The 15,721-nt window shown below is 67.4% G+C and carries 11 protein-coding genes and 1 riboswitch; of the genes, 5 read left to right on the top strand and 6 right to left on the bottom strand.

Annotated elements, in window-relative coordinates; translation table 11 throughout:
* Positions 1-111 precede the first annotated feature (111 nt).
* Positions 112-1,059 (top strand): DUF3011 domain-containing protein, encoded by a 948-nt coding sequence (locus tag ACXJJ9_RS01145; RefSeq protein WP_457095457.1) that lies wholly within the window; start codon positions 112-114, stop codon positions 1,057-1,059.
* 86 nt (positions 1,060-1,145) lie between these two features.
* Here the strand turns inward: ACXJJ9_RS01145 and ACXJJ9_RS01140 are convergent, their stop codons facing one another.
* Together ACXJJ9_RS01140 and ACXJJ9_RS01135 are read right to left on the bottom strand one after the other, a co-directional pair.
* Entirely contained in the window at positions 1,146-1,466 is a 321-nt protein-coding gene (locus tag ACXJJ9_RS01140) for an FmdB family zinc ribbon protein (protein ID WP_457095456.1), read from the bottom strand.
* Between the two features lie 90 nt (positions 1,467-1,556).
* Complete coding sequence (locus ACXJJ9_RS01135) at positions 1,557-3,407, bottom strand: ABC-F family ATP-binding cassette domain-containing protein (RefSeq protein WP_457095455.1); 1,851 nt, start codon at positions 3,405-3,407, stop codon at positions 1,557-1,559.
* A 170-nt stretch (positions 3,408-3,577) separates the two neighbouring features.
* On the opposite strand from ACXJJ9_RS01135, the gene ybaL reads away from it, so the two are divergent.
* Positions 3,578-5,254 carry a YbaL family putative K(+) efflux transporter gene (ybaL, locus tag ACXJJ9_RS01130; RefSeq protein WP_457095454.1) on the top strand — a complete coding sequence of 559 codons (1,677 nt, stop codon included), beginning with the start codon at positions 3,578-3,580 and terminating at the stop codon, positions 5,252-5,254.
* A gap of 64 nt (positions 5,255-5,318) precedes the next feature.
* On the opposite strand, the gene btuB is transcribed toward ybaL, so the two are convergent.
* Both btuB and clpB read right to left on the bottom strand, forming a co-directional pair.
* A complete protein-coding gene (gene btuB, locus ACXJJ9_RS01125; protein WP_457095453.1) occupies positions 5,319-7,205 on the bottom strand; it encodes a TonB-dependent vitamin B12 receptor in 1,887 nt (628 codons plus the stop codon).
* A 113-nt stretch (positions 7,206-7,318) separates the two neighbouring features.
* Positions 7,319-7,559: riboswitch (cobalamin riboswitch) on the bottom strand.
* 579 nt (positions 7,560-8,138) lie between these two features.
* On the bottom strand, positions 8,139-10,724 hold the full coding sequence (gene clpB / locus ACXJJ9_RS01120) for an ATP-dependent chaperone ClpB (RefSeq protein WP_457095452.1): 2,586 nt from the start codon (positions 10,722-10,724) through the stop codon (positions 8,139-8,141).
* A 171-nt stretch (positions 10,725-10,895) separates the two neighbouring features.
* Here clpB and otsB point away from each other — a divergent pair, with 171 nt between their 5' ends.
* The 3 genes from otsB to otsA are packed head-to-tail and all read left to right on the top strand — an operon-like array spanning position 10,896 to position 14,865.
* Positions 10,896-11,660 (top strand): trehalose-phosphatase, encoded by a 765-nt coding sequence (gene otsB, locus ACXJJ9_RS01115; RefSeq protein WP_457095451.1) that lies wholly within the window; start codon positions 10,896-10,898, stop codon positions 11,658-11,660.
* A gap of 9 nt (positions 11,661-11,669) precedes the next feature.
* Positions 11,670-13,484: a glycoside hydrolase family 15 protein gene (locus tag ACXJJ9_RS01110; RefSeq protein WP_457096133.1), complete on the top strand. Its 1,815-nt coding sequence runs from the start codon at positions 11,670-11,672 to the stop codon at positions 13,482-13,484.
* A gap of 16 nt (positions 13,485-13,500) precedes the next feature.
* Positions 13,501-14,865, top strand: a complete 1,365-nt coding sequence (gene otsA, locus ACXJJ9_RS01105; RefSeq protein ID WP_457095450.1) for an alpha,alpha-trehalose-phosphate synthase (UDP-forming) — start codon at positions 13,501-13,503, stop codon at positions 14,863-14,865.
* Between the two features lie 4 nt (positions 14,866-14,869).
* On the opposite strand, the gene ACXJJ9_RS01100 is transcribed toward otsA, so the two are convergent.
* Both ACXJJ9_RS01100 and ACXJJ9_RS01095 read right to left on the bottom strand, forming a co-directional pair.
* Positions 14,870-15,283: a thiol-disulfide oxidoreductase DCC family protein gene (locus ACXJJ9_RS01100; protein ID WP_457095449.1), complete on the bottom strand. Its 414-nt coding sequence runs from the start codon at positions 15,281-15,283 to the stop codon at positions 14,870-14,872.
* Positions 15,273-15,647 carry a DUF4166 domain-containing protein gene (locus ACXJJ9_RS01095; protein WP_457095448.1) on the bottom strand — a complete coding sequence of 125 codons (375 nt, stop codon included), beginning with the start codon at positions 15,645-15,647 and terminating at the stop codon, positions 15,273-15,275. The genes ACXJJ9_RS01100 and ACXJJ9_RS01095 overlap by 11 nt, the downstream gene beginning before the upstream one ends.
* Between the last annotated feature and the right edge of the window lie 74 nt (positions 15,648-15,721).

Here is a 15,721-nt window from a genome sequence, read left to right as displayed (position 1 = left end):
GGACCGGAAAGACGGCATTTTAACGGCAGCAGCGCCTTACTTGCTGCCAAGTTATGAACGGAAGCGGCGGACGCCCCGTCGCGGGATTCCCACCATCAATAAGGGTAGGTCATGAAGACATTGTTGAAACCGCTGCTCATGGTGTTGTGCCTGCTGGCCCTGTCCGCGCCCGCCATGGCGCAGTACCAGACCCGGGCCTATGCCCCGGAAGACCTGCGCAGCCTGTCCTACAACGACCAGGTCCGGGTCATCAGCCAGGAATACCAGGAGCAGTCCGGCGGCCAGCGCATCGCCGACGACCAGCTGCGGTTCTACCTGGACCAGGTGAATCGCTCCAGCTGGCGCTTCAGCGACATCAAGCGCGATATCGCCACGTCCCTGCAGGGCTCGTCCGGTCCGGGTCCGGGCCCGGGCCCCTATCCCAGCCCGGGAGACACGATCCGCTGCGAGAGCCCCAACAACAACAGCCGCACCTGCAATACCCCGTGGCGTGGCAACTCGCGGCTGGTACGGCAGTTGTCGAATACCAACTGCGTCGAAGGCCGTAACTGGAGCTCGCAGAACGGCCAGGTCATGGTATGGAGTGGTTGCCGCGCCGAATTCGCCAGAGGCGCGGGCGGCGGCCAGACCGGCACCATCCGCTGCGAAAGTGCCGACAACCGCACCGCCAACTGCCGGACCCCCTGGCGGGGCCGATCCCAGGTGGTGCGCCAGATCTCCGACCGCGCCTGTCGCGAGAACCAGAACTGGAACAGCAGCAACGGCCAGGTGACCGTGTGGGCGGGCTGCCGCGCCGAGTTCGGACCCGCCGGCGGCGGCTGGAACGGCGGCAATGGCGGCGGCAACGGCGGCGGCTGGAACGGCGGCGGCAATGGCTACACGGTGACCTGTTCCAGCAACGGCGGTTACTCCACCTGCAACTGGCCGCCGGGCCAGGGCGCGCCGCACCTGATCGAGCAGCTGTCGACGACCCCCTGCATCCAGGGCCGGACCTGGGGCATGGACGGCAGCAACCGCATCTGGGTCAACGGCGGCTGCCGCGGCCGCTTCGGCAACTGATCGCAGCCAGCCGCGACCACAAGGCTGCAAACGAAAACGGCGGCTCCGCACAGGCGGGCCGCCGTTTTCTGTTGGGGCTGGCGAACTCAGGCCGGCTTGGTGTCGGACTTTGGCGCCGGCGCCGGCTCGGCCTTCTTTTCCGCAGGCATGGCTTCCGCAGGCTTGCTGTCCGCCGCAGGCGACGCGGCCGCGCCGTCCCCGGCCAGGTTGCGCTTCTTGTCGCCGTCCTTCTTGAAGTCGGTCTCATACCAGCCGCCGCCGGCCAGGCGGAACTGCGGCGCGGTCAGCTGGCGACGCACCTGCTCTGCGTGGCACGACGGGCACACCGTCGGATCCGGGTCGGACATCTTCTGCAGGCGGTCGAAGCTATGGCCGCAGGCGGCGCACTCGAAGGCGTAGATCGGCATGGCAAGGGCACTTCTGGGATCGGATGAGCGCGGCGGGCGCCGCGAGCAGGAAACTGGAGGTCGGACTCCAGGGATTCAAGCGGCGCAGGCCTAGGCCGCGTCGTAAAGCGCCAGCAAGTCTTCCTCGGCCCGGGCGAGTTCCGCCGCCAGCGCATCGCGCTGGCGCGACAACTCGTTGGCGTTGGTGGCGCCATCGGCATAGACGTCCGGATCGGCCAGGTCCATGTCGATCGCATGCAGCTTCGATTCGAACTCGGCGACGCGAGCTTCCATCTGCGCCAGCTTGTGCGGGTTCGGCGGCTTCTTCTTCGTGGCGGCAGCGGCCGGTGCCGGCGCGGCCTTGGCCGCTGCCTTGGTCCTGCTGTCCGTCGCTTCGCGCGTGCGCAGCCATACCGCGTAGGCATCGAGATCGCCATCGAACGGCTGCGCCACGCCATCGGCGACGCGCCAGAACGTCTCGCAGACCAGGCCGATCAGGTGACGGTCGTGCGAGACCAGCACGATCGCGCCATCGAACGTCGCCAGCGCTTCGGCCAGGGCCTCGCGCATGTCGAGGTCGAGGTGGTTGGTCGGTTCGTCGAGCAGCAGCACGTTGGGCTGGCGCCATGCGATCAAGGCCAGCGCGAGGCGCGCGCGTTCGCCACCGGAGAACTTGTCGACCGATTCGAACGCGCGGTCGCCAGGGAAATTCCACTTGCCGAGGAAGTCGCGCAGCTGTTGCGTCGACACGCCCGGGGCGATGTCGCCGAGGTGATCGATCGGGCTGGTGCCTTCGCGCAGCGATTCCACCGTGTGCTGGGCGAAGTAGCCGATGCGCAGGTCCGGATGGCCGCCGCGTTCGCCGGTGAGCAACGGGATCTCGCCGACCAGCGATTTCACCAGCGTGGATTTGCCGGCGCCGTTGGGACCTAGCAGGGCGACCCGGTCGCCGGCTTCGAGGATGAAGCCCACCTGGTCCAGCACGGTGTGATCGCCGTAACCGCAATCTGCATGCATCAGGCGCAGCAATGCGTGCGGCAGTTTCGCCGGCGCCGGGAATTCGATGCGCAGCGCGCGCTCGGCACGCACCGCCTCGGTATTGGCCATCTTGGCCAGGCGCTTGACCCGCGACTGCGCCTGCTTGGCCTTGGCGGCGCTGGCACTGAAACGGTCGATGAAGCTCTGCAGGTGCGCGCGCTCGGCCTGTACCTTTTCGTGGGTGATCTGCTGCAGGCGCAGGTGTTCGGCGCGCTGGCGCTCGAAGGCGGTGTAGTCGCCGGTGTAGAGCTTGGCCTTGCCGTCGTGCAGGTGCAGCGTGTGCGTGGTGACTTCGTCGAGGAACTCGCGGTCGTGCGAGATCAGCAGCAGCGTGCCGGGATACTTCAGCAGCCACTGCTCAAGCCACAGCACCGCATCGAGGTCGAGGTGGTTGGTCGGTTCGTCGAGCAGCAGCAGGTCGCTGGGCGTCATCAGCGCGCGGGCGAGATTCAGGCGCACGCGCCAGCCGCCGGAGAATTCCTTCACCGCACGCGCATGGGTGTCGGCGGTGAAGCCCAGGCCGTGCAGCAGCTTGCCGGCGCGTGCGGTGGCGTCGTAGCCACCGAGTTCTTCGAGCTTGTGGTGGGCCTCGGCGACGGCCTCCCAGTCCTCGCGCTCCATGGCCGCGCGTTCGGCCTGGATGACCGCGTGCACCTTCGCGTCGCCGGACAGGACGAAATCGAGCGCGGGATCGTCCAGCGCCGGCGTTTCCTGGGCCACGCTGGCGATGCGCACGCGTGCGGGCACGTCGATATCGCCGCGATCGGCCTCGACCTCGCCCTGGATCGCGGCGAACAGCGAGGACTTGCCGGTGCCGTTGCGGCCGATGACGCCCAGGCGCCAGCCGGCCTGCAGGGCCAGGTCGACGTTGGACAAAAGGAGGCGTTCGCCCCGGCGCAGGGCGAAATCACGAAAAGCAATCATGGGCGGTATTGTACGGTGGCGACCGGGGTTTCCCGGTTGCCTGGGGGCACCCATCGGCCCTGAAGCCGGCAAATTCCGCCTTTGCGACATCGGTCCACTGCACATCCCGGCACTGGACGCAGCGCCGGATACCCCCATTGAGGATGGTTCCCCCGCCACATCGAGGCCGAATGCACCACACCTCCCTCATCGCCATCCTCGTCGCCGGCTTCGGCCTGGCCTTCATCTTCGGCGCGTTGGCGCAGCGGCTGCGCTTGTCGCCGCTGGTGGGATACCTGGTGGCCGGCATCATCGCCGGGCCGTTCACGCCGGGCTTTGTCGGCGACCCCACGCTGGCGCCGCAGCTCGCCGAGATCGGCGTGATCCTGCTGATGTTCGGCGTCGGCCTGCACTTCTCGCTGGGCGACCTGCTCGAGGTGAGGTGGATCGCGGTACCCGGCGCGATCGTGCAGATCCTGTTCGTGTCGCTGCTGGGCTGGGGACTGGCCCGCTGGTTCGGCTGGGACAATGGCGCGGGCCTGGTGTTCGGGCTGGCCTTGTCGGTCGCCAGCACCGTGGTCGTGCTACGCGCGCTGGAGGAACGGCGCCTGCTCGAGACCAGTCGCGGCCGCATCGCGGTGGGTTGGCTGATCGTCGAAGACCTGGTGATGGTGCTCGTGCTGGTGCTGCTGCCGGCCATGGCCGGCATGTTCAAGGGCGATGGCGGCGACCGCGTGGAAGTGATTACCGCGCTGATCAAGACCCTGTTCAAGGTCGGCGGCTTCATCGCGGTGATGCTGTTGGTCGGGCGCCGCGTGGTGCCCTGGATCCTCGAACGCGTCGCCGGCACCGGCTCGCGCGAGCTGTTCACCCTGTGCATCCTGGCGATCGCGTTGGGCTTCGCATTCGGATCGGCGGAACTGTTCGGCGTGTCGTTCGCACTGGGCGCGTTCTTCGCCGGCCTGCTGCTCAACGAATCCGAGTTCAGCCACGAGGCCGCGACCGAAACCCTGCCGCTGCGCGATGCCTTCGCGGTGCTGTTCTTCGTTTCGGTCGGCATGCTGTTCAACCCGATGATCCTGGTCGAGCGCCCGCTGGAAGTGCTGGCGACGTTCGCGATCGTGGTGTTCGGCAACGGCTTGGCGGCGTGGACGGTCGCGCGCCTGTGGGGCAGGTCCGGCGCCACGGCGCTGCTGCTCGGGATCAGCCTGTCGCAGATCGGCGAGTTCTCTTTCATCCTCGCCGGCCTCGGCGTGCAACTGCGCGTGCTGCCGACCGCCGGCCAGGACCTGATCCTCGCCGGCGCCCTGCTCTCGATCACGTTCAACCCGTTGCTGATGGCATGGCTGGACCGCCGCACCGCCGCCGAAGCGCGCCTCACGCAGGAGGAGGCCGACCGCGCGGCGCCGATACCGCCGGACATCCGCGACCACGTGCTGCTGGTCGGCTACGGCCGCGTCGGCCGCGAACTCGCCCGCGTGCTGCACGACCACGGCGTGCCGCTGGTGGTGATCGACGGCGAGGACCATCTCATCGCACGCGCACGCGCCGACGGCCTGCCCGCCATCCGCGGCAATGCAGTCAACGAAGGCGTGCTGCGCGAAGCCGTGCCGGAACGCGCGCACATGGCCTTGCTGGCAATCCCGAATGCGCTGGAAGCCGGCGAGATCATCGCCACACTGCGCAAGTTGAACCCGGCGCTGAGCATCGTCGCGCGCGGCCACAGCGACGCCGAGGTCAAGCACCTGCTCGAACACGGCGCGGACGCCACGGTCATGGCCGAACGCGAACTGGCGCATAGCTTCGCCGAGATGGTGATGGCGACGCCGCCGTACCGCGGCGAGCGGCACCTGCCGCCGGCCACCTGAAAACAAAACCGCCGATGCCCTCGCGGACATCGGCGGCCTTGAACGCAGCGGGTGGTGCGAGTGGTTACTTCGCGGCGTAACGCAGGCTCACGAACCAGTTGCGCCCCGCCTGCGGATAGAACATCGCCGTCTCGTAGGTCTTGTCGAACACGTTGTTCGCGTTGACCTGCAGCGTCCATGCCTGCGCAAACGTGTAGCCGAAGCGCAGGTCGGTCGTGGCATAACCGCCCATGCGCAGCGTGTTGCCCGGATCGTCGTAGCGCTCGCCCGTGGCGACGACGCTGGCGCCGACGCTGAAGGCGCCAAAGCTGCGATCCGCATCCACGCGCGCGTTGGTGCGCGAACGGCGCGGCAGCAGGTTGCCGTCGTCGAAACCGCTGGTGCTGCGCGGATCCAGCCAGGTGATGTTGCCCTGAACCGCCCAGCCCAGCACCGTCGCGTCGACCGTCGCTTCGGTACCGCGGATGCGGGCCTCGTCGACATTGTTGGGCTGCCCGAACGGACGTTCCGGCTTCGGTGTGGGGTCGTAGCTGATCAGGTCGTCGATGCGCGTCTCGAACGCGTTGACCGACCAGCCGCCCCAGCCGTGCTTGCCGCGCAGGCCGAGCTCGAAACTGCACGAGGTTTCCGGCGCCAGGTCGGAATTGCCGAAGAACGGGAAGTACAGATCGTTGAAGGTGGGCGCGCGGAACGCGGTGCCGTAACTCGCGGTCAGGCGCAGGGCCTGGGTGAAATCCCAGCCCCAGCGGGCGCTGCCGGTGGTTTCGCCGCCGAACTGGGTGTCGTCGTCGCGGCGCAGGCCCAACTGCAGCGAGTGCGCGCCGAAGGCCTGCTGCCACTGGCCGAACACGCCGCGGGTGATGCGAGTGGTCTGGTCATACGGCGTGTCGCTGCCGACTTCATCGCGACGCCAGTCGTAACCCAGGGTCGCCAGGCCCTCGCCCACGCCGAAATCGCCCTGCAGCGAGCCGCTGGTGCGGTGCGAATCGAAGTGGCCATTCGGCACGCCCAGCGAGAAGTTGTCGCTGAGGTCATCGTTGCGGCCGAGGTTGAGGCTCACCGTAACCTTGTCGCTGGGTGCATATCGCACGCGACCGCCGACAACCTGCTGCACGATGTCGGATTCGTCATTGAACCCGTCGTACTTGTTGTTGCCTTCCGCGCGCAGCGCGCGCGCCTCGACGTCCCACGCCTTGTTGAAACGGTGGCCGGCGCCCAGCGACAGCGACTGGTTGCGATAGCCGTCGCGATCCGTATCCAGGGTGAAGTCATCGAAGGGGTTGCCGGGATTGTCGCGATAGCTGTCGAAGCCGTCGGTGCTTTCATACGCCGCGTGCACCTGGTACCAGCCGCCCCGGCCGTCGGATGTCTCGCCGCGGCCGCCAATGCCCGCGCCATAACGCTGGGTGCCGTAGTTGCCGGCGCCGACGTTGAAGGTGGGATCGAAGGCATCGTGCGGACGGCGGGTGAAGATGTGGATCACGCCGCCGATCGCATCCGAGCCGTACAAACTGGAGAACGGGCCCCGCACGATCTCGATGCGCTCGATCTGCTCGACCGGGATGTCCTGGAACGCGGCGCCGCCACTGGTGGTCGAGCCGATGCGCACGCCGTCGACCAGCACCAGCACATGGTCGGATTCGGTGCCGCGCAGGAAGGTGGAGGCCACCTTGCCCGGTCCGCCATTCGCGGCGATGGAGATACCCGGCATGCCGCGCAGCAGTTCCGGCAGCGAGGCCGGAGCGCGGCGTTCGATGTCCTCGCGCGTGATCACGGTGACGGCGGCGAGCGCGGAATCCGGCGCCTGCGGCGTGCGCGAGGCGGTGACGATGACGTCGTCGAGTTCGGTGGCACCGCGTGCGGCATCGGCCGCGAATGCAGGGGCGACGCAGCCCAGCAGGCCGATCGCCAGCAGCGTGCGGCGCGGGGCATGGAAATTACGGTAGTGCATGGAAACTCCTTGGCCGCGCCTGTCCCGCGCGGTGGTTCGGGATGGACGACAGGAGGCAAGGAATGAATGCGAGGCACGCGAAAGCGCATGGCCCGCGACAAAAGCCCACCGCTTGTCGGGTCAGACCTGGGGCCGGTCTCCGGGCTTGTGCGCGGACGCTCGCTCGCGTCCGGGAGCGGCGCCTTCCCGTGCAGTGCGCACAGTGGCATTCGCCGGTCCCGAGCCATCCTGGCTCAACACTTACCGTTGCGGGGGCAGCTCCGGAATTGCCTGTTTCGTCGACCAGACGAGGGCGCACCGGATTCCCGTTTCAACCGCCGCGTCGCGACGGTCACCTCAGGCGGCGCGAAGTCTATCAGCTGCGCGGTGGGGGAGCAGGAGCTGGGCGGTGGCGGGCAGGAGCTTGACTTATGCCGATTGGAGTCCAGGGCAGACAAAGGCCGCTCGTCCTGAGCTTATCGAAGGACGCCCCTGAGCGGTGAAGTGGCGGCGGCATCCTTCGACAGGCTCAGGATGAGCGGGTGTTCGACTTCATGAGCGGGTGTTCGACTTCGCTCAAGCCTTGTGGAACACCAACTTCCCACCCGCCGCATCGACCTGCACCGTATCGCCGCTGTTGCATTCGAAGGCCGCTCGTCCTGAGCCTGTCGAAGGACGCCCCTCGGCGGTGAAGTTGCGGCGGCATCCTTCGACAAGCTCAGGATGAGCGGGTGTTCGACTTCACGAGTGGGCGTTCGACTTCGCTCAAGCCTTGTGGAACGCCAACTTCCCACCCGCCGCATCGACCTGCACCGTATCGCCGCTGTTGCATTCGAAGGCCGCTCGTCCTGAGCCTGTCGAAGGACGCCCCTCGGCGGTGAAGTTGCGGCGGCATCCTTCGACAAGCTCGGGATGAGCGGGTGTTCGACTTCACGAGTGGGTGTTCGACTTCGCTCAGGCTTTGTGGAACACCAACTGCCCACCCGCCGCATCGACCTGCACCGTATCGCCCGCATTGAACTCGCCGGCCAGGATGCGCTGCGCCAGCGGATTCTCCAGCTGTTGCTGCACGGCGCGCTTGAGCGGACGCGCGCCGTAGACCGGATCGAAGCCGACGTTGCCCAGCAGCGTCAGCGCGGCATCCGACAACGCCAGCTTCAAGCCGCGTTCGTTGAGCCGCTTCTCCAGTCCGCGCAACTGGATGCGCGCGATCTCGCGGATCTGCGCCTTGTCGAGCGGATGGAACACGACGATGTCGTCGAGGCGGTTGATGAACTCCGGGCGGAAGTGCGCCTGCACGACGCCCATCACCGCGGCCTTCATCTGCGTGTAGGCCTCGGGTGAATCGTCGCCTGCCATGTCCTGGATCATCTGGCTGCCGAGATTCGACGTCATGATGATCACGGTGTTGCGGAAGTCGACGGTGCGGCCCTGTCCGTCGGTGAGGCGGCCGTCGTCGAGCACCTGCAGCAGGATGTTGAAGACGTCCGGATGCGCCTTCTCCACCTCATCGAGCAGGATCACGCTGTATGGACGGCGACGGACGGCTTCGGTGAGGTAACCGCCTTCCTCGTAGCCGACATAGCCCGGAGGCGCGCCGACCAGGCGGCTGACAGCGTGCTTCTCCATGAACTCGCTCATGTCGATGCGCACCATCGCATCGGCCGAGTCGAACAGGAATTCGGCCAGCGCCTTGGAGAGTTCGGTCTTGCCCACTCCGGTGGGGCCGAGGAACAGGAACGAACCCGACGGGCGATTGGGATCGCTCAGTCCCGCGCGCGAACGCCGCACCGCATCGGACACGACCTTGATCGCCTCGTCCTGGCCGACCACGCGCGCATGCAGCTGGTCCTCCATCTTCAGCAGCTTCTCGCGCTCGCCTTCGAGCATCTTGTTGACCGGGATGCCGGTCCAGCGCGACACGACTTCGGCGATCTCCTCCTCGGTGACCTTGTCCTGCAGCAGCGTGAAACCCTTGGTTTCGGCTTCCTGCGCGGCCTTGAGCTGCTTTTCCAGTTCGGGCAACTTGCCGTACTGGATCTCGCTCATCGCGGCGAAGTCCTGCTTGCGCTGCGCGGCCTCGAGCTCGAGCTTGGCGGCCTCGATCTGCTCCTTGATCCGGGTCGCGCCCTGCAGCATGGCCTTCTCAGCCTTCCACACTTCCTCGAGGTCATTGAACTCGCGCTCGAGCCGGGCGATCTCGTCCTCGAGGTCGGCCAGGCGCTGCCTGGAGGCGTCGTCCTTTTCCTTCTTCAAGGCCTCGCGCTGGATCTTGAGCTGGATCAGGCGGCGCTCCTTGCGGTCGAGTTCCTCGGGCTTGGAATCGATCTCCATGCGGATGCGCGACGCCGCCTCGTCCATCAGGTCGATGGCCTTGTCCGGCAGCTGGCGGTCGGCGATGTAGCGATGGGACAGCGTCGCGGCGGCGACGATCGCGGGATCGGTGATCTCTACGCCATGGTGCACGGCGTACTTCTCCTTCAGCCCGCGCAGGATGGCGATGGTGTCTTCCACGCTGGGCTCGCCGACGAAGACCTTCTGGAAGCGGCGCTCCAGCGCGGCGTCCTTCTCGACGTACTTGCGGTACTCGTCGAGCGTGGTCGCGCCGATGCAATGCAGCTCGCCGCGGGCCAGGGCAGGTTTCAGCATGTTGCCGGCATCCATCGCGCCCTCGGCCTTGCCAGCGCCGACCATGGTGTGCAACTCGTCGATGAACAGGATCACCTGGCCTTCGTTCTTGGCCAGGTCGTTGAGCACCGCCTTGAGGCGCTCCTCGAATTCACCGCGGAACTTGGCGCCGGCGATCAGCGCGCCCATGTCGAGCGAGAGCACGCGCTTGCCACGCAGGCCTTCGGGCACCTCGCCGTTGACGATGCGCTGGGCCAGGCCCTCCACTATCGCGGTCTTGCCGACACCGGGTTCACCGATCAGCACCGGGTTGTTCTTGGTCCGGCGCTGCAGCACCTGCACGGTACGGCGGATCTCCTCATCGCGGCCGATCACCGGGTCGAGCTTGCCGCTCTCGGCGCGCTCGGTGAGGTCGATGGTGTACTTGTCCAGCGCCTGGCGCTGGTCCTCGGCGTTCTCGGACTGCACGGTTTCGCCGCCGCGGACCTTGTCGATCGCGGTTTCGAGCTTCTGCTTCGTCGCTCCGGCCGCCTTGAGGGCACGCCCGACTTCGCCGCCGTCCTCGAGTGCGGCGAGCACGAACAGTTCCGAGGCGATGAACGCATCGCCGCGCTGCTGCGCGTACTTGTCGGTGACATTGAGCAGGCGCGCCAGGTCGTTGCCGATGCTGACGTTGCCGGCCTGGCCGCTGACCTTCGGCAGCTTTTCCAGCGTCTCGCCCAGGCGCTCGCGTAGCAGCGGCACGTTGACGCCGGCCTGAGCCAGCAACGGGCGCGTGCTGCCGCCACTTTGATCAAGCAGCGCGGCCAACAGGTGTGCGGGTTCGATGACGCTGTGGTCGCGGCCGACGGCGAGCGACTGCGCATCGCTCAGGGCCTGCTGGAAGCGCGACGTGAGTTTGTCCATCCGCATGGGGGGGAACCTCGGGAAATCAGGGCGGCCGTGCCGCAACTTCCCCGGAAATGCGGGCTCCCGGTGCGCTTTCAAGCACCAGGGGCGCTGGGTGGCGCGGCCGTTCGGCCAGCCGCCAGCGCCATTGCGCATGCACCTGATGCTTACATCCCGGCCATCACAATGCCGTGCATGAGCGCAGACCCCGCCCGCCTGCCGCCGCCCCCGCCGCCCGCGCACGACTGGGCCCTGTTCCTCGACGTCGACGGCACCCTGCTGGATTTCGCGCCATCACCCGACGGCGTGCATGTGCCTGCCGATCTCATCGACGACCTGCGCCGCCTGCACGATGCCTTCGGCGGCGCGCTGGCGCTGGTCAGCGGTCGCCGGCTGGAGACCCTCGATGCGCTGTTTGCGCCGTTGCGGCTGCCCGCGATCGGCCTGCACGGACTGCAGCGGCGCGATGGCGCCTTCGCCGGGCACGAGGCGCCGCGCGAAATCGCGTCCGTGCTCGCCGCCGCGCGCGCGCTCGCCGCGAAGTACCCCGGCGTGATCGTCGAGGACAAGGGCATCACCATCGCCCTGCATTGGCGCAACGCGCCGGCTGCCGAGGAGCCGCTGCATGAGTTCGCGACCTCGGCGCTGATCGAACTCCCCGGCTATTGCCTGCAGCCCGGGAACGACGTACTGGAGCTGCGCCCGGATGGCCATGACAAGGGTGACGCGATCATCGCGCTGCTGCAGAGCGAGGAGTTCCGCAACCGCTTCCCGGTGTTCATCGGCGACGACCTCACCGACGAGCACGGCTTCGAGGCCGTCAACGCGCGACACGGCATCAGCGTACTGGTCGGCACGCGCGCGAACAGCGCCGCCCGCCATGGCCTGCACGACCCTGGCGTCGTACGCGCCTGGCTGCGCGAAGCCGCCAGGCTGCTCGCGCCCGAAGCGGTCCAGTGACACCACTGCATCCACCCGCCGCGACAGGCGGCGCTTGAAGGGAATCCGCGCATGTCCACGCTCGACCTCGGCATCATCGGCAACGGCAGCATCGCGGCATTGATCGACAGCCGCGCACGTATCGTCTGGGCCTGTGTGCCCGCCTTCGACGGCGACCCCGCGTTCTGCGCCCTGCTCTCTCCCGTCAACGACGGTGGTGACTATACGATCGAGCTGCTCGACTGCGTGTCTTCGGAACAGCACTACCTCCCCAATACCGCGGTGTTGCGGACGGTGTTGCGCGACGGCAACGGCGGGGCGGTGGAGATCACCGATTTCGCGCCGCGCTGGCGCCAGCACGATCGCTACTTCCGGCCGGTGATGCTGATGCGCCGCGTGCGCCCGCTATCGGGCAGCCCGCGCATCCGCGTGCTGCTGCGACCGCTTGCGGACTACGGCGCGCGAATTCCCGACACCACCTGGGGCAGCAACCATGTGCGCTACCTTCTGTCCGACATCACCCTGCGCCTGACCAGTGACCTGCCGGTACGCATGCTCCGGGATGCATTGCCGTTCGTGCTCGATCGCGATGCGCACCTGTTGCTGGGCCCGGACGAGACGCTCACCGAGCCGGTCGGGATCTACGTGCGCCTCGCCGAGGAACGCACGGTCGACTATTGGCGCGAGTGGAGCCGCTACCTGTCGATCCCGCTGGAGTGGCAGGACGCCGTGATCCGCAGTGCGATCACCCTGAAGTTGTGCCAGTACGAGGACACCGGCGCGATAGTCGCCGCGATCACCACCTCCATCCCGGAAGCACCGCACACCGTGCGCAATTGGGACTACCGCTATTGCTGGCTGCGGGATGCGGCGTTCGTGGTGCGCGCGCTCAACCGCCTGGGCGCGACGCGCACCATGGAAGACTATCTACGCTATCTGTCCAACCTCGCCACTTTCGTATCCGATGCGCTTCAGCCGTTGTACGGGATCGGCTTCGAGACCGAGCTCGCCGAGGAGGAAGTGCCTTCGCTGGCGGGCTATCGCGGCATGGGCCCGGTACGGCGCGGCAACCTGGCATGGCTGCAGAAGCAGCACGACGTGTACGGCAGCGTGATACTGGCGTCGACGCAGCTGTTCTTCGACCAGCGCCTGAACCGCCCCGGTGACGCCACCGTCTTCGCGCGGCTGGAACCGATCGGCGAGCGCGCGTACGAACTCTACGAGCAGCCCGACGCCGGCCTGTGGGAATTCCGCGGTCGCGCCGAAACGCATACCTATTCCGCTGCGATGTGCTGGGCCGCGTGCGATCGCCTTTCCAAGATCGCCGCCCACCTGCACCTGCCCATCCGCGCCGACTATTGGCGCGTGCGCGCGGACGAGATGCACGCAAGGATCGTGGACGCCGCGCTGGACCGCGAACGCGGCCATTTCGTCGACGCCTTCGGCGGACACCGGCTCGACGCTTCGCTGCTGTTGCTGGCGGACCTGGGTTTCGTCGCCGCGGACGATCCGCGCTTCATCGCCACCGTCGAAGCCATCGGTCGCGAGCTGCTGCACGGCGATGCACTGTTCCGCTACATCGCGCCGGACGACTTCGGCGTTCCGGAAACCAGCTTCACCATCTGCACCTTCTGGTACATCGACGCGCTCGCTGCGATAGGACGCCTGGAGGAAGCGCGCGGGATGTTCGAGCGCCTGCTCTCGCGCCGCAATCCGCTGGGCCTGTTGTCCGAGGACCTCGCCTTCGACGGCGAGCCATGGGGCAACTTCCCGCAGACGTACTCGCACGTCGGGCTCATCATCGCGGCGATGCGGCTGTCGCGGCCGTGGCGCGACGCGGTGTGAGCACGGGTCCTGGGCAATGAGCCGGCTGGTCATGGTGTCCAACCGCGTCGCCCTCCCCGGCGAATCGCGCGCGGGCGGACTGGCGATCGCGTTGAAGGCGGCGATGGAGGAATCGGGTGGACTCTGGTTCGGCTGGAGCGGGCGTATCGCCGCCGAATCCGGGCACATGCACGAAATCGACGCCGGCAACGTCCGCTACATCACCGTCGACCTGTCCGAACAGGACCGCGACGACTACTACAACGGCTTCGCCAATCGCACGCTCTGGCCGTTGCTGCACTTCCGCATGGACCTGGTCGATTACCGCCGCGAGATGTATGCCGGCTACCTGCGCGTCAACGCGCTGTTCGCCGAGCGCCTTGCACCGCTGCTCGACGAAGACGACGTGGTCTGGGTGCACGACTACCACCTGATCCCGCTGGCGCAGCTGTTGCGCGAGCGCGGCGCGCGGTGTCGGCTGGGCTTCTTCCTGCACGTGCCGATGCCGTCATCCGACCTGCTGGCGGCATTGCCGGACCACAGCCGGCTGTTCGAAGGGTTGTCGGCGTACGACCTGGTCGGTTTCCAGACCGAGCGCGACCTCGAGCGCTTTCAGGATTACGTGCGCCTGTTCGGCCGCGGACGCGTGGTCGAACACGGTGTGCTGGAAACCGCGGGCGGCAGGCAGCTGCGCGCCGGGGCGTTCCCGATCAGCATCGACACGAACCAGATCAGCCTCCTGGCGGCCAAGGCGGTGGGCAAGGCGAGCGTGAAGCGGCTCGCGGCGAGCATGTCGGGCCGTTCCCTCGCGATCGGGGTGGACCGGCTGGACTATTCCAAGGGTCTGCCGGAGCGGTTCCGCGCCTTCGAGCGCTACCTGCAACGCCATCCGGAACAGCGTGGACGCCTTACCTTCCTGCAGATCGCGCCGGTCTCGCGCGACACGCTGCCCGAATACCGGTCGCTGCGGCGCGAACTCGAACAACTGGCCGGCCACATCAACGGCACGCGTGCCGATGCCGACTGGACGCCGGTCCGCTACGTCAACCGCAACTATCCGCACGCCTCGCTGACCGGTTTCCTGCGCTTGGCGCGCGTGGCCCTGGTGACGCCCCTGCGTGATGGCATGAACCTCGTCGCGAAGGAGTTCGTCGCCGCGCAGGACGCCGAAGATCCGGGGGTGCTGGTGCTGTCGAGCTTCGCGGGTGCCGCACGAGAACTCACCCAGGCCCTGCTGGTGAATCCCTACGATCTCGACGGCGTGGCCGATGCCATCGCGATCGCGGTGGCGATGCCGCTGGAAGAGCGGCGCGAACGCTGGCAGGCGATGATGCGACGGCTCCGGCACCACGACATCACGGCGTGGCGGCAGCATTTTCTGGCTACATTGCGCGCGGCGTGAGCTCTCATTGCAGGAAGCGGTCTTCGCATCCCGGGGGTACCAGCATGCACACCTCGCGCCGGCCGAACCAGCGATAGCGATTGCGCGCGAGCCAGCGGTACAGGCGATCGCGCAACGGGCGGGGCAGCATGGCGGCAGCGCGCACCAATCGCCACGCACCACCCAGCTCGGTCACCACGCGAACGATCGCGTCGGTGTCCTGCAACGCTAGGCCGCGCTCCACCAGCAGGAAGGACACCGGATCGTCCGGATCCAGCCCATGGCGCAAGAGCAATGCGCGACCGCTCGGCGTTTGCATGGCCGCAAACCGGTATTGCGCGCGACTGTCGCGTCGGAGCAGGAACTGCACCCACGCGTTGCACAACACGCACACGCCATCGAACACGATGACCGGGCGCGGATCGCCGTCAATCGACATGCAACCATCCCTCGTAGCAAACCAGCAGTCCTGCGAACGGCAGTGCTGCGCGGACGTCGAAACAATAGCGTTCCTGCCGCTGCGACTCGCGCGCTTCCACGCCCGTGAACCAGGCGGTCGGCAGCGCGATCCCGAGCACGCGGACGTGCGCGACGCGCCAAACGAGTGTGCTGCCTTCGGTCGCACCTTCTTCGACGTCGAGGCGGAATCCGAACGTCACCAGACCCAGACGCTCGCAGAGCAGGCCATTGCCCGCCCACAGGCGTGACGACATCGCATGGCCGGCAATGTGCCGCGTCCAACGTTCAGCGCCGGGCGTGGCCGCGATGTCGACTGCGATCGGGCCTATTCCCGCAGGCGGCAACCGCGTGGCCCAGGCGCAAAGCCGTGACAGCCGAGCAGCGCCGGAAACAGCAGCGGTGAGGCAGGCAGATTCTG

Source organism: Lysobacter sp. P5_B9, from assembly GCF_054049835.1.
The sequence above is the reverse complement of the archived record's forward strand: the minus strand, read 5'-3'. Positions and strand labels throughout refer to the sequence as shown.

Coding starts and splice junctions, on each gene's coding strand:
- ACXJJ9_RS01140 (WP_457095456.1), bottom strand. CDS start 1,466: ATGCCGATCTACGCCTTCGAGTGCGCCGCCTGCGGCCATAGCTTCGAC.
- btuB (WP_457095453.1), bottom strand. CDS start 7,205: ATGCACTACCGTAATTTCCATGCCCCGCGCCGCACGCTGCTGGCGATC.
- clpB (WP_457095452.1), bottom strand. CDS start 10,724: ATGCGGATGGACAAACTCACGTCGCGCTTCCAGCAGGCCCTGAGCGAT.
- ACXJJ9_RS01100 (WP_457095449.1), bottom strand. CDS start 15,283: ATGTCGATTGACGGCGATCCGCGCCCGGTCATCGTGTTCGATGGCGTG.
- ybaL (WP_457095454.1), top strand. CDS start 3,578: ATGCACCACACCTCCCTCATCGCCATCCTCGTCGCCGGCTTCGGCCTG.
- otsA (WP_457095450.1), top strand. CDS start 13,501: ATGAGCCGGCTGGTCATGGTGTCCAACCGCGTCGCCCTCCCCGGCGAA.
- ACXJJ9_RS01135 (WP_457095455.1), bottom strand. CDS start 3,407: ATGATTGCTTTTCGTGATTTCGCCCTGCGCCGGGGCGAACGCCTCCTT.
- ACXJJ9_RS01145 (WP_457095457.1), top strand. CDS start 112: ATGAAGACATTGTTGAAACCGCTGCTCATGGTGTTGTGCCTGCTGGCC.
- otsB (WP_457095451.1), top strand. CDS start 10,896: ATGAGCGCAGACCCCGCCCGCCTGCCGCCGCCCCCGCCGCCCGCGCAC.